Source organism: Tardiphaga sp., from assembly GCF_044340795.1.
Classification (GTDB): Bacteria; Pseudomonadota; Alphaproteobacteria; order Rhizobiales; family Xanthobacteraceae; genus Tardiphaga.
This window is the reverse complement of the sequence record NZ_JBIISY010000182.1, coordinates 1-11,953: the sequence shown is the minus strand read 5'-3', so window position 1 is coordinate 11,953 and position 11,953 is coordinate 1. Positions and strand designations below refer to the sequence as shown.

The window sequence follows — 11,953 nt, the reverse complement described above, 5'->3', positions numbered from 1 at the left end:
AGTCGAGCTGAAAATGGAAATGACGGCAGCGCTGTTGCCGTCGATCCCAACGGAGACAAGGCAATCAAGAAGATTGACGAAGTTACGAAGGGCGCCACACCGATACCGAGCTTGCCCGCCTCACGGCTGAACGAGAAGCATGAATCGCACTCTCGACGGCCCGAAGATTCCAAACGCCATACCGACGTTGTTTGGCTGCTCGTGGCCGCTATCATCTTTCCGCTCTCACTAGCCGGCGTGCTCGCATTCGCGAGATGAAGCGTCGCCGCGGAAACCAGAAGCCCGGCTTTTCGCCGGGCTTTTTTCTCGGTTAGCTCTGGCCACCCTTACGGCCAGCTTCGCTGGCGCGATCCGGGTTCTGGGCGAAGTTGCCGCCTCCGCCCTGCTGACCCTTGTTGCCGCCGCTCTGAGACTGCTGGCCACCGTGGCTATGCTCGCCACCCTTCTTGCCGGCTTCAGAAGCTCGCTGCGGGTCATTTGCGAAGTTGCCGGAACCACCGCGTTCATTGTCTGCCATCTGTACTCTCCATTGTTAGCCCCTCGGCCCAGCAACCAGCTGCTTGCGGATTGGTTTGCGCGACGCCTCGAAATATCGCGAGCTTTCTTTTCGGAACGAGGAAGCGAAGCTCGTGTTGCCCGCGCACCTGTGGGAGAGAAACGGATGCTCCACTTCCTTCATCAGTTTGAAACCCGCGTTGCCCGGCTTATTGCCGAAGAAGGCGTTGCGGCGATCATGGCGATCCTGCTCGCGCTGCTCGTCACCGTCGCGCTCAAAGAAATGACGACCGGTTAGGCGACCGATCTCCATCGTTGATGCTTTGCCGGGGGGTGAAACAGAACGCTGATGAGCGAAATCTCGTTGTTCATGTCTTGAGCTGCACCAAAGACGCCGTCATTTCCGACCAGCGCGCTCTCGACAGCTCCGCCCTCTACGCTTGTATTTGTGTCATGGCGCCGAAGCAACGGACTTACACCGGCTTAACATCCGTGATTAGCTAAGGCATGGATGAGGGGGGCCGCATCAAGTTTCTTGAAGCGAAGCTGGCCGCCGCCGAGGAGGCGGAAGCGGCATACGCCCACCTGTTCAACGCAATCGACGAAGGTTTCTGTGTAATCGAAGTGATCTTCGATACCGTGGAACAACCGATTGATTACCGGTTTTTACAGATCAATGCGGCCTTCGAAGCGCAGACGGGGCTCCGCAATGCCGTGGGACGTAAGATGAGGGATCTTGCGCCGGCGCATGAAGCGCACTGGTTCGAGATCTACGGCCGCATCGCAAAAACTGGAGCACCCGAGCGATTTGAACACCGTGCTGAAGCTTTAGGGCGTTGGTATGAAGTCTACGCTTTCCGCGTGGGGGCGGCGGATCAGAGGCGCGTTGGGATTCTGTTTAAAGATATCCTGACACGAAAAAAGGCCGAAGCAGACCTGATTGAGAGTGAAGAACGTCTCGGCTTAGCGCTCGAGATTGGAGGATTGGCGACCTGGGACTGGGACATCGCGTCCGGCCATGTGAAGTGGAACGAACGCCATTTCTTGATGCAGGGCTACGCCGTCGGCGAGGTGACGCCGAGCTTTGAGGCCTGGCTCGCGCGGGTGCATCCGGACGATCGTGAAGCCACTTTAGCGCAGATAAAAAAGGCTCAAGACCAGCGTCTTGTCTACGCTCACGACTTCCGGAGTTTGAATCCTCAAGGAGACGTTCGGTGGTGTTCAGCGAGGGGAAAGTTCTTCTACGACCATCGCGGCCAAGCCCTACGAATGATTGGCGTGATGGAGGACGTTACCCTTCGTAAGTCCACCGAGTTGGCGCTTCGGGAAAGCGAGGAACGGCACCGCCTCTTAATCGAGAGCTGGACCCAAGCGGTGTGGGAAACTGACGCCAATGGCGTCGTCGTTGCCGACAGCCAGAGCTGGCGGGCTTACACCGGCCAGAGGTTGGACGAGTGGTTGGGCCACGGTTGGTTGAACGCGATCCATCCGGATGATCGCGCCTATGCGGAACGGCAGTGGCGAGAGGCCATCGCAGCTCGCGGTCTGGTCAACGCAGATTTTCGTCTGCGGTCTCCCCTGGGCGGATGGCGCTGGACCAATGTCCTCGCCGCTCCCATGCTCGATGCGACGGGAGAAATCGAGAAGTGGATCGGGATGAATATCGATATCGACGCTCGAAAGCGCGCAGAGGGGGCGTTACGCGAAAGCGAGACCCGATTTCAGCAGTTCGCGCACGCCTCTGCCGCCGGCATGTGGATTAGGGACAGCGAAACACTTCAGATGGAATATGTCAGCCCGGCCTTGAGCCGCATCTACGGAACCGACGCGCACGAATTCTCTGATGACATGAAGCGATGGGTGAGTCTCATCCTGCCCGAGGATCGCGACGCGACGCTGGCGCATATTGATCGCGCCCGTCGGGGAGAGGCGGCTGTGCATGAGTTTCGAATCCGGCGGCCTGATAATGGCACGTTTCGCTGGATCAGGAATACCGACTTCCCTTTGTTTGACGCCGACGGCCAGGTGCAGCGCATCGGCGGCCTTGCCGAGGATGTGACCGAGGCCAAACTGGCGATCGAGCATCAGCACGTACTGCTTGCCGAGCTGCAGCACCGGGTCCGGAATATCATGGCGATGATCCGGTCCCTGGCTCTTCGGACTGCCGACGGAGCGCTGGATGTCGATGACTACCGATCGCTGCTGGAGGGGCGTCTCTTGGCTCTGGCGCGTGTGCAGGTGCTGCTGACGCGACAAGCCAATGCCGGTGGCTCTCTGCGCGAGATCATTGCGAACGAGGTTGGTGCCCAAGCCCATGGCGACGATCAATTCGAACTCGAAGGGCCGGAGATCAACCTTTCGCCTAAGGCTGCCGAAGTAATCACGCTTGCGTTTCACGAACTGGCGACAAATGCGCTCAAATATGGTGCGTTCTCGGCGCCTCAGGGGCGGCTTCGCGTGTCCTGGAAGCAGACTCTTAAACGCGGACGAGCCTGGCTTTCCCTCGATTGGACGGAAACTGGGGTGCCGGAACGTTCGCCTCCCGCACGCCGCGGCTTTGGCGCCGATCTGATTGAGGGGCGCATCCCTTACGAACTGGGCGGAAGCGGAAAGATTAGCTTCGTATCTGGCCAGACACAATGCCGTCTGGAATTGCCTCTCAAGAGCGGCGAGAGCATTCTTGAAACCGGCGCGCCGGCACCTGTGACCACATCCGGAGGCACCTTGGACATGAGTAACGGACCCGATCTGAGCGGTCTGAAGGTTCTGGTGGTCGAAGATGACTATTACCTTGCAGGTGATACCGCTGCCGCCGTGCGCGGTGCGGGCGCAGAAGTGCTGGGCCCATGCCCGGACGAAGCCTCGACCTTTGGTCTGCTACAGAACACAACGCCCACCCACGCAGTTCTAGACCTCAATCTCGGTGGTGGCGGGCCGAGATTTGAGATTGCCCGTTCTTTGAAGAGCCGCGGTGTCCCCCTCGTTTTCATGACGGGATACGATCCAGACGTGATTCCTTCGGATCTGGAGGCGGTTCCCCGTCTTCAGAAGCCGATCTCTTTGCGAAAGATTGTCGAAACTCTAAGCCTTTTGTGAGAGCAGGGCGTGAAGCAGAGCTCGGGGAAGTCTTATGGCGTTTGCGTTTTGTGCTGTCTTAACTGACAATCGAACCGGCAAGATTATACGCTTGTGATGTCTTCTTGATTGGCACGGATGTATCCGCGCATTATCGCGGGGAGGAACGCTTTTGTTTCAGGACGATTTGGCAGGCAGAACCGTACTGATTGTGGAAGATGAGTATCTTCTCGCTCGCGAGCTTGCCGATCACGTCGAGAAAGCCGGCGCGAGGGTGATCGGACCTATGCCCTCGCTGGTGTTTGCGTTTGAAGCACTCCAGCACCATCTGCCCGACTTAGCCATCCTTGACATTCGGCTGGGGAGTGGTGATGTGTTCTCTCTCGCGCATCATCTGCGCGACTTAGACGTGCCCTTTCTATTCGCGACTGCCTACGCATCCTCGGTGCCCGCATCATTTGGCGACGTGGACGTGCTTGAGAAACCTGTCGCGCTAACGGCGTTGTCACGCTCTCTCGTCAAACTGCTGAACTCGCCGAGTGAATTTCGGTCGGGACGAAGCGATGGAGCACAGCCACGGAGTTCGTTGTGGTCCATTGAAGCAGCGGATAACAATGAAGCTCTGCTTATTGCGCAGCGAATTGCTGATGAGACCGGGCAAAAGGTAACAATTCTGGACGAGAATATGATTGAAATTGATGTCGTTTCCTCGCCGAAGCGCAACTGAATTCTGTTTCTCGCTTTCAATAATGGATCCGGCTTAATCTCCGATAAGCCCTCTCCCGTGGTGTTTGCCCAGCCTTGATCCCAAGGCGGTTGCGGTTCAGGCAAGCGATCAATCTCAGTCATCCCTCCAACACCCGCCTGCGCTCTGCCAAGCGCGATCGATCAGCGCAAGGGCCGAGTTCTATTTAGGATGCCGGCAATCGCGTCCGCCACAGCGGCTGGCGTGCAGATCGTCAATGGCCGATAAGGATACTCGCAATGGAAGTCGGCTTCCGGAAGCAGGCCCTTCCGCGACATCATTGTCACGTGCAGAGTCTCGGAGCCCGCCGAAGATTCATATTGCACTTGTCCCGCGGCGTCCCTGTAGAAGACACCATGTGCCGTAGAGGCGGTCATAAGCGCATCGATCGCGCTCAGGGAAGTGCCGCGATTCCAGAAGGTAGCGCAGGCATAAAACGACGACTTGGTGGGCAACAATGAGCACGCGCTCTCCAGCGTAGTGCAGACTGACAGAGTCGAGAACGCTCCGAAGCCGCAGCACAACGTCCGCCCAGCTCTCGCCTGCAGGTGGTCGGTAGTAGAATTTTCCGACAAGCGCGCCGATTCGCTTCGTCCGGATACCGCTGCTCGATGCCGGTCCTCGTCAGACGATCGAGGATGCCAAATTCCTTCTCCCGCAGCCGCTCGTCGTGCGTGGTCTTCACGACGCGATCGTCTGTACGGGTCACTTGCGTGATGATTTCGTCAGTCTGTTGTGCTCGCATGTATGGTGAGCTGAGAACTACACTCGGCCGTTCGGGTTTTGGAAGATCCGCAAACCAACGACCTAGAGCTTCCGTCTGGCGGTCGCCCAAGTCGCTCAGAGGAACATCAACGTCCCGCATGTCGATGGCAATGTCGGCCAGTCCAGCCGCATGAGCCGCATCGCGGGCCACATTGCCGGAGCTTTCTCCGTGTCGCACGATCCAAAGGGGCGCCGGCCAGCGCTGCTTGGCTTTCCCCGTTCGGGTTTCTGCATCGACGCCCACACCTGCCCCCATTTGCGTTCCTCCCCGCCCTCGCGATGGACCCGGCGAAGCATTCAACCTATCAGCGGATGTTTGGTAGCCAGGTCAGCCGCGATGGTGTTTACCGCATAAGCGAGCTCGACCGCGTCTGGCGCCTCTGCATATCCAACCTTGAAGCGGATCCGCGGGTACCACGTTCCGCCATTGCGGATGATCTGGATAAGCAGCCCGTCGGGAATTTCCCGTGTCTTGCGCAGCTCGAGCTTGATCAGCGTTTGAAGTTCATTTGGCGTGAATTCGATCCTCGGCATTACTCGACGCATCCATGGCGTTGTTTTTTCCCTTTAATTGCGACGAGACCGCGTAGCTCCACGTTGCTTTGCGCACGCTGGGCGACGGAATTTAGAGATAAGAATGCGTGTTATGCGCGCTTACGTTTCCACTGAACATTCGATTGATAGGTGGAACAGTGCGGTTGTTTTGCCGTTCGCGAGGCGTGATAGGCACTCAACTTAACGGATGAAGCTCATGAGCAAAATTTTAACGCTTGTTACGGCGGTGGCGCTTTTCGCATGTTTCGTTGCTGAGGCGTCAGCGGGCAACGGTCGGAAGCAACATTCTCATACCCAGACCCATGGCAGCATGACGACGGGCCAGTCCCGATCGGGGTACACCGGCGGTAACGCGGCGCTGCAGGGCAATAACGGCAACTCAGGCCAAGGCAGCAATTCGCTCGGACACATCAAGGGCGGCAATATTGGTGGCGGAAAATGATCGGTCGAGCGCTGTCGGCCGCGGCCGTCATCACGCTTTGCGCGAGTTGGAGCGGCATAGCCCAGACATCGGACCCGGGGGGCACCGCAGCGACGAGTAAGACTGGCGATCCAGCCGCCAGTTCAGCGTCCAGCAGTCCCTCGTCGCCGAGAAGCAATCCGAGCGGCAGCGGGACATCGACATCTGGCGGGCGGGACGACAACGGTGATCAAGGTCGGGACAAGGCGCCCAACACGAACATCAAGTCGGCTCCCCGCTACAATTCACCGAAGAACTAGCGCGAGCAGCCCGCCTGAACGGCGGGCTCCCTGCGTCAATCCCGCGGGCTGCGGTTGGTTGGAGCAAGCGAAATGCCTTCCCGCGCTGCTTTTCCGTAGACCGACGTGACTGAGCGCTTTAATTTCATCGCGATAATGCCGGTCGGCGTGTTCTGCTTTACCATCATCTTCATCGATTTCAGTTCCGCATCAGTCCAATCCTTGCGCGGGCTGGTGCTTGATTTCGGCGACGAGGACTTTCGTGCACCTGCTCTGGCAGAAGTCTTTGATGCCTTCGCCTTTGCATTTGTTGCTTTCTTGGTGGATTTCGAAGCTTTGGCTTTCCTCGCCATCTTGGTCTCCTTCGCTTTTGAAATGCGATTACGGTTTCGTCTGAAATGCTACTTCACTTATCTGGTTATCCGGGTTAGAAGCTCGATCCCATTTCCTGCACTATGCGGCCTGGCTGAGCGTGGACCTCATTGGCACTGCAGCGTGCTGGTCCGCTATGAAATCTCAACGGACTCACTCGCAACCGGGACAGCTGTCACCGAGGCCATCAAGGACCTCTTCGACGGCGGAAATGCGTTCCCTCTTGTTTCTTCCCGAGAACTTGCGATGCTCAGCAAGGTCCTTGGCGTAGTCGGCGGCGTGATGGCTGTGACGTAACCGCATGTACCCGTGATCCGGACAAGCGGAGATGGCATGAGCTTCGAGCAAGAGATCTGTCGCCCACATCTCGAGCGTCTCCTTGTCGTTCGCGGTCTTGCTCTTCTTAGCCATTTCATTCTCACTTGCGTCTTTTTGTGGTCGTAGCATTCGGTGTCAACCGGAAGATCACATCTCCGACGACCGGACGCTCTTCGGTCTCGATACTTTCCGCAATGAATGCCCGTTCGTCCTGCCAGTCCCGACCGAGAGCATCGGCTGCCGTTGCGACAGCGCGTGCGATTTGCTCGGTTTGGGCCGGGACGAGGGCGATCTGCCTGCTCGACTGGGAGAGATCGTCGAAAGCGGGGGATAGGCGGAATATGCGATGGGTCTCCGCCACCATGACGAGTGGAGAAACGATCTCGGGGATGTCGTCATCTTCGGACATCGCGCGCTGATCCAAAGAAGGTTTTCAAAGGAGGAGAACCATCTGCTTAAGCTGGGCAGGGGTCTCCAACGGGTTGGGCCCGGACAAGGTCCGAGCCCATTGCACGTCACCAATAGCCGTAAGTTCGATAGATGCGGCCGCCCCATGGTCCGCCGCCCCAGCCATATCCCGGACCGCCCCAAGCGTAACGAGGACCACCGTAGTAACCGCCATGGTAGGCGGGACGATAGTAGCGCGGCCCGTAGTAGCCATAGCGTGGGCCGTAGTAGCGCGGACCATATCCGTAATAGCCCGGACCATACCCATAGGCCGGACCCGAAGCAGCGACCGCCAGGGCGCCAGCGGCTAGGCCAAAGCCGATCGCAGGTCCGCCCCAGCCACCGCCCCATCCGCCATGGCGCCAGCCGCGAGCTTCAGCGGGGGCAGATAAGGCGGTAGCGCCGATAGCCGCGGCCGCGATGACGAGTGCACCTTTCTTCATCTGCATTCTCCGTCTGTATGAGGTGCGCACTAAACAGTCGGACGCACGAAAAGTTGCGAGCTTTGGGGAAGTTACCCGGTCAGGTCCTTCGCCGCTCCACAGAGCCTGACATTGCGGCGCCATGTTTCAATCCGCCGCCTGCTATCCCAGTGCCTGTCGGCCCGCTTCGGTGACCTCGACCTCGCCGTCGCGGTCTTCGACCCATTGAAGCTCACGCAATCGCTGTATTTTGGCCTCGCTCACGCGAAGGAACCGGTGTCGCCGGGCTATGATGTCTCTCAAGGCCCATCGCAAAGCGATTTCGTCGGTGATCTCGTCCATGGCGCGCTCCAACGCGGCGTTAGTTCAGGGTCCAGATCCTGAAGTTCAACGCGGCCGCGAACGAGATCCATAGCAGATAGGGTACCAACAGCGCGCCCGGAAGCCAGTCGACTTCGAACGCCATGAAGACGGTGAACGTCAACGTGACCGCCAAGAGCGAAATGATGACCAGCCCGCCGGTGATGTCGTGCCGACCGAAGAACACGGGCGACCAGATCGTGTTGAGGAAGAGCTGAGCTGCAAAGCCGATCAATGCGGCCGTCCTGGCCGGCGACGGCTCGGCCTGCCAGAGCAGCCACACAGCGACGGCCATAAGAAGATAGAGAATGGGCCAGACGATCGGAAAGGCGGCTCGCGGCGGCGTCCATGACGGCTTCGCGAGGCTGGCGTACCAGGTCGGGATTTCGGGCGTCGTCACTCTCGCACCGAGCGCTGCTGCGCCGAAGCACAGACCGAGCGCGACAGCCAGGGCCAGGAGCGAATTCGTACTGAAGGACATCGAAGGACCGAGACCCTAGGGGATAACGACGATGCGTCGGCCTCGCGTGAATAAAGCTCGACGCGCCGGGCGATGCTGGAGGGAGGCCGCGGCGGGCCTGCCCGCGGAGGATGGGGTCCCGTCGGGCGGTGCATCAGACCATCGACCTCGACGAATGGCTAGTGCCAGTGTCCCTGTTTTCCTCCGCGAAGGCTGAGTGGGCTGCCTTTCGTCAATCGATCCCCCTGCCACCATGCCGTTCCAGTTCATGCAACCGACGTCTCCTGTCTCCCCTTGCGGCGGAACACGTTGGGGGGGCGTGCAGAAAAAGGCTCGCGGACCCGTCGAGACCAACTACCGGGACGGACCGATGAGGATATCGCAAGGCTCATCGCCTTGGCTGAGCAGGGCGCGACAGCCTTAACAGCATCGGCGGCCCTCAATCGGGGACGTCGGTCGGTCGTGAAGAAGGCTCGGGAGCTAGGTTTAGAATTGCCTGACGTTCGTGAGGCCAAGGCGAAAGCGCGAGGAATGATGGAGCAGACCGGCAGCGGCGCCACATGAAGCGCATCGAGCGGGATTGAAGCCGAGATCGCCGTTCATCCCACGCCGCCAAACCGCGACGCAAGGAGACTCATCCATGAGACGCTATTCCAAGCGCCTGGTGATGATGATGGGAGCCGAAGCGCGACCCTGCATCAAATAGCTGATGACCTCTTTGCACTCTCGGCAACGAAAGGAGCGCAACTCGCCCCGGCCTTTGGCTTCTTGTTCAATCGATATTAGATCACGCCTCTGGCTACAGGCTGGGCATGGCACAAGGCTCGCGGAAGACACGTCGCTCCTCAAAACTGTTATGTATGATTATAGACTTTCGTCTAGTGCAGCAATCATGCCTAGTCTGTCCGGTGCGGGACACACGCGCAGACAAAATAGCGCTGTGGTAGTTTGGCTTCACCTAGTTGAGTGAGACGCGTTCCGCACTACACAGCGCAGATTCCGCTGCGGGCGGTTCGCGATGACAGATGATCACCTGATCGACAACGTGGTCGATCTGTACAAGGCTCGGATTTGCGCGGCTCTCGACCAGATGCCCCTGGACGACATCCGATTGCTCGTCGCCGACATTGAGGCTCGGATCGAAGATCCTCGCAACAGCGGAGGAACGAGGCGGACAGGGGCGACTTGATCCCCGCGCCGGCGATCCAGCGAGAGCGTCGGCAGCGGGGACGGTACCGTCCTTATCAGCCCCCCAGCCCTGGGGCGGGACCCGAACCCCGCCGATAGTGAGCGGCCGACACTCGTCGCTGCTCCTGGCCACCCAGTCGCCGTAAGCTTGTCGCTCGGGGATGCCTCTCTGGCGGGCATCACGGAAGATCTGTGCTGTCGTGTTCCGTGAAGGCGCAGGCAGCCCAGTTTCACGTTCGTGCGCCCTGCATCGCTTGGCGATCAACGCCCCAAGCAAGACGAAAGATATAACCGTTGCGATCGTGAGCATTTGATTCCCATTCGATGTCGATGCGCCTGATATCACGGATAGGCGTGGGTAGGTTTGCGTTCTCGAGGTATGTCAGCCGATCAGGCCGATCGAAAGAACGCGGGCGGATCGCGACGACCGCGAGCGCGACCGCTGCCGGTTTTCGGCCAGTTGGAGGACCCAGGCGCGGGCCTTCGCTTCGATCTTGCCTGTTCGCTAATGGCGACCGATGCACATAACCCTTCCGGCACACCACCGGAGCCATCTCCTAGAGTAAAGTCACCATGGCCGCTGACGTCGGCAGGCGGCTGTACCAAGCAGACATCATGGCAAAATTCGTCCGATCATAGGAATGGACCGCTTCGCATCCCCGGGCGGGCTTCGCTGCCGACAAGAACGTGCTTGCGCCGGGTGGACCGCGCGAGGCGGTCGGACGGAGCTGATCGCGGCACTGCGTCTGCCTCCGGACATCAGAAGCGACAGCGGTGCACAAGTAAGCGCTCTAGTCCTTCGCCGACCCCGGCTCCGCCATCTTGCGATGCTGTCCGGCAAGGATACCTGCCGGAATGACGTTGGCGGCAGCGGATTGAACCTTGTTCTTCAGCCCACTGACGACGTCGCCAGCACCGCTCATCATGGCTCGAAAGCCGTCTTCGGCGACCTTGGCAGGATCGTCTTTTTCGGTCGTGCCGACATCGGTGTCCATCATATCGGCCCGACGGAAAAATTCGGTGTCGGTCGCCCCAGGCATCAGGCAAGTCACCGTGATCTTGGTGTCTTTCAGCTCCTCCCGAAGCGCAAACGAGAAGGAGTTGAGGAATGCCTTGCTGCCATTATAAACCGCCTGAAAGCTGCCGGGGATGAAGCCTGCGATCGAACCGGTGATCAGGATCCTTCCTGCGTTTCGGCGCCGCATGTCATTGCCGATCTTGTGAACGAGATAGGCTGTGCCGGTGATGTTGGTATCGATCACGCGGCGCGCCTTGGCAAAATCCTGATCGAGGAACGCGCGCCCAAGGCCGCGGCCCGCGTTTGCCAGAAGCGCATCAACCTGACGACCGCTGATAGCCTCGCATAAGTGATCAACGCCCTCCAGTGTCGCGAGGTCGGCAGTCAACGACGCTACATTGGCGCCGCTGCTGCGGAGCTGCGCTGCGGCGTCCTCGATGGCTGCCTCATCAGCGACAATCAGCAGATCGAAGCCTTCCTTGGCGCAGCATTTTGCTAATTCCAGACCAATGCCGGTCGAGGCGCCGGTGATGATGGCGAATGGTCGGATGGCGGTCATGGCAGGCTCCTGTGCGATGTCGTGCAGCCAACCTGCTGATGTCAGTCCTGTTCCTCTCGGTCGGAACGGTGCCGTCTTTGGTCGCTTGTGATGGCAGATCGATGGAGGATCCCATGAAAGCGCTGACGTGGCACGGCAAGAACGACATTCGATGCGAGAGCGTACCTGATCCGAAAATCCAGCACGGTCAGGATGCGATCATCAAGGTGACGGCGTGTGCGATCTGCGGATCCGATCTCCACATCTTTGATGGCGTCATCCCGTCGATGGAGCACGGCGACATCCTCGGCCACGAAACCATGGGCGAGGTCGTCGAGGTGGGGGCGGACAACAGGAAGCTGAAGGTCGGGGACCGGGTCGTGGTGCCCTTCACGATCTCTTGCGGTGAGTGTTTCTTCTGCAAACGCGGCTTCTACTCGGGCTGCGAGCGATCCAATCCCAATGCCGACCAGGCGACCAAGCTGTGGGGTCATTC

15 protein-coding genes and 1 pseudogene are annotated in these 11,953 nt (G+C 59.2%); 7 read left to right on the top strand and 9 right to left on the bottom strand.

The window, feature by feature from the left end:
* Nucleotides 1-258, top strand: a 258-nt coding sequence (locus ACIQ17_RS24080; RefSeq protein WP_398471747.1) for a hypothetical protein, incomplete at its 5' end; no start/stop codon positions are given.
* Between the two features lie 52 nt (nt 259-310).
* Here the strand turns inward: ACIQ17_RS24080 and ACIQ17_RS24075 are convergent.
* On the bottom strand, nt 311-517 hold the full coding sequence (locus tag ACIQ17_RS24075) for a general stress protein (RefSeq protein WP_398471746.1): 207 nt from the start codon (nt 515-517) through the stop codon (nt 311-313).
* 144 nt (nt 518-661) lie between these two features.
* Between ACIQ17_RS24075 and ACIQ17_RS24070 the strand changes: the two genes are divergently transcribed.
* From ACIQ17_RS24070 to ACIQ17_RS24060, 3 genes are all read left to right on the top strand, one after another.
* A complete protein-coding gene (locus ACIQ17_RS24070; RefSeq protein WP_398471745.1) occupies nt 662-793 on the top strand; it encodes a hypothetical protein in 132 nt (43 codons plus the stop codon).
* 209 nt (nt 794-1,002) lie between these two features.
* Nucleotides 1,003-3,591, top strand: coding sequence for a PAS domain-containing protein (locus ACIQ17_RS24065; protein WP_398471743.1), 2,589 nt, complete (start codon nt 1,003-1,005; stop codon nt 3,589-3,591).
* Nucleotides 3,592-3,742: 151 nt separating this feature from the next.
* On the top strand, nt 3,743-4,297 hold the full coding sequence (locus ACIQ17_RS24060; protein WP_398471742.1) for a response regulator: 555 nt from the start codon (nt 3,743-3,745) through the stop codon (nt 4,295-4,297).
* A 333-nt stretch (nt 4,298-4,630) separates the two neighbouring features.
* Here the strand turns inward: ACIQ17_RS24060 and ACIQ17_RS24055 are convergent, their stop codons facing one another.
* The 3 genes and pseudogenes from ACIQ17_RS24055 to ACIQ17_RS24045 all read right to left on the bottom strand — a co-directional run bounded on the left by ACIQ17_RS24055 (nt 4,631) and on the right by ACIQ17_RS24045 (nt 5,614).
* Nucleotides 4,631-4,837: a hypothetical protein gene (locus ACIQ17_RS24055; protein ID WP_398471741.1), complete on the bottom strand. Its 207-nt coding sequence runs from the start codon at nt 4,835-4,837 to the stop codon at nt 4,631-4,633.
* A 103-nt stretch (nt 4,838-4,940) separates the two neighbouring features.
* Nucleotides 4,941-5,336 (bottom strand): annotated as a pseudogene (locus ACIQ17_RS24050) (phosphoglycerate mutase family protein); the annotation flags it as partial.
* Between the two features lie 41 nt (nt 5,337-5,377).
* Nucleotides 5,378-5,614: a hypothetical protein gene (locus ACIQ17_RS24045; protein WP_398471740.1), complete on the bottom strand. Its 237-nt coding sequence runs from the start codon at nt 5,612-5,614 to the stop codon at nt 5,378-5,380.
* 217 nt (nt 5,615-5,831) lie between these two features.
* Here ACIQ17_RS24045 and ACIQ17_RS24040 point away from each other — a divergent pair, with 217 nt between their 5' ends.
* Together ACIQ17_RS24040 and ACIQ17_RS24035 are read left to right on the top strand one after the other, a co-directional pair.
* The gene (locus ACIQ17_RS24040) at nt 5,832-6,077 is read left to right on the top strand and encodes a hypothetical protein (RefSeq protein ID WP_398471738.1); all 246 of its coding nucleotides are present in this window, start codon (nt 5,832-5,834) and stop codon (nt 6,075-6,077) included.
* A 383-nt stretch (nt 6,078-6,460) separates the two neighbouring features.
* On the top strand, nt 6,461-7,003 hold the full coding sequence (locus tag ACIQ17_RS24035) for a hypothetical protein (RefSeq protein ID WP_398471737.1): 543 nt from the start codon (nt 6,461-6,463) through the stop codon (nt 7,001-7,003).
* Between the two features lie 121 nt (nt 7,004-7,124).
* On the opposite strand, the gene ACIQ17_RS24030 is transcribed toward ACIQ17_RS24035, so the two are convergent.
* From ACIQ17_RS24030 to ACIQ17_RS24010, 5 genes are all read right to left on the bottom strand, one after another.
* Nucleotides 7,125-7,433 carry a hypothetical protein gene (locus ACIQ17_RS24030; protein ID WP_398471736.1) on the bottom strand — a complete coding sequence of 103 codons (309 nt, stop codon included), beginning with the start codon at nt 7,431-7,433 and terminating at the stop codon, nt 7,125-7,127.
* Nucleotides 7,434-7,539: 106 nt separating this feature from the next.
* Nucleotides 7,540-7,914 carry a hypothetical protein gene (locus ACIQ17_RS24025; RefSeq protein ID WP_398471735.1) on the bottom strand — a complete coding sequence of 125 codons (375 nt, stop codon included), beginning with the start codon at nt 7,912-7,914 and terminating at the stop codon, nt 7,540-7,542.
* Between the two features lie 141 nt (nt 7,915-8,055).
* Nucleotides 8,056-8,235, bottom strand: a complete 180-nt coding sequence (locus ACIQ17_RS24020) for a hypothetical protein (protein ID WP_398471733.1) — start codon at nt 8,233-8,235, stop codon at nt 8,056-8,058.
* A 19-nt stretch (nt 8,236-8,254) separates the two neighbouring features.
* Nucleotides 8,255-8,734, bottom strand: a complete 480-nt coding sequence (locus ACIQ17_RS24015) for a TspO/MBR family protein (protein WP_398471732.1) — start codon at nt 8,732-8,734, stop codon at nt 8,255-8,257.
* A 1,958-nt stretch (nt 8,735-10,692) separates the two neighbouring features.
* Nucleotides 10,693-11,478, bottom strand: a complete 786-nt coding sequence (locus ACIQ17_RS24010; protein ID WP_398471731.1) for an SDR family NAD(P)-dependent oxidoreductase — start codon at nt 11,476-11,478, stop codon at nt 10,693-10,695.
* A gap of 113 nt (nt 11,479-11,591) precedes the next feature.
* On the opposite strand from ACIQ17_RS24010, the gene ACIQ17_RS24005 reads away from it, so the two are divergent.
* On the top strand, nt 11,592-11,953 hold a 362-nt coding region (locus tag ACIQ17_RS24005; protein WP_398471730.1), incomplete at its 3' end, for an alcohol dehydrogenase catalytic domain-containing protein.

Excerpts from the sequence above, each read along its gene's own strand:
- ACIQ17_RS24075 (WP_398471746.1), bottom strand. The coding sequence starts at position 517 with ATGGCAGACAATGAACGCGGTGGTTCCGGCAACTTCGCAAATGACCCG.
- ACIQ17_RS24070 (WP_398471745.1), top strand. The coding sequence starts at position 662 with ATGCTCCACTTCCTTCATCAGTTTGAAACCCGCGTTGCCCGGCTTATT.
- ACIQ17_RS24065 (WP_398471743.1), top strand. The coding sequence starts at position 1,003 with ATGGATGAGGGGGGCCGCATCAAGTTTCTTGAAGCGAAGCTGGCCGCC.
- ACIQ17_RS24045 (WP_398471740.1), bottom strand. The coding sequence starts at position 5,614 with ATGCCGAGGATCGAATTCACGCCAAATGAACTTCAAACGCTGATCAAG.
- ACIQ17_RS24040 (WP_398471738.1), top strand. The coding sequence starts at position 5,832 with ATGAGCAAAATTTTAACGCTTGTTACGGCGGTGGCGCTTTTCGCATGT.
- ACIQ17_RS24030 (WP_398471736.1), bottom strand. The coding sequence starts at position 7,433 with ATGTCCGAAGATGACGACATCCCCGAGATCGTTTCTCCACTCGTCATG.
- ACIQ17_RS24025 (WP_398471735.1), bottom strand. The coding sequence starts at position 7,914 with ATGAAGAAAGGTGCACTCGTCATCGCGGCCGCGGCTATCGGCGCTACC.
- ACIQ17_RS24020 (WP_398471733.1), bottom strand. The coding sequence starts at position 8,235 with ATGGACGAGATCACCGACGAAATCGCTTTGCGATGGGCCTTGAGAGAC.
- ACIQ17_RS24015 (WP_398471732.1), bottom strand. The coding sequence starts at position 8,734 with ATGTCCTTCAGTACGAATTCGCTCCTGGCCCTGGCTGTCGCGCTCGGT.
- ACIQ17_RS24010 (WP_398471731.1), bottom strand. The coding sequence starts at position 11,478 with ATGACCGCCATCCGACCATTCGCCATCATCACCGGCGCCTCGACCGGC.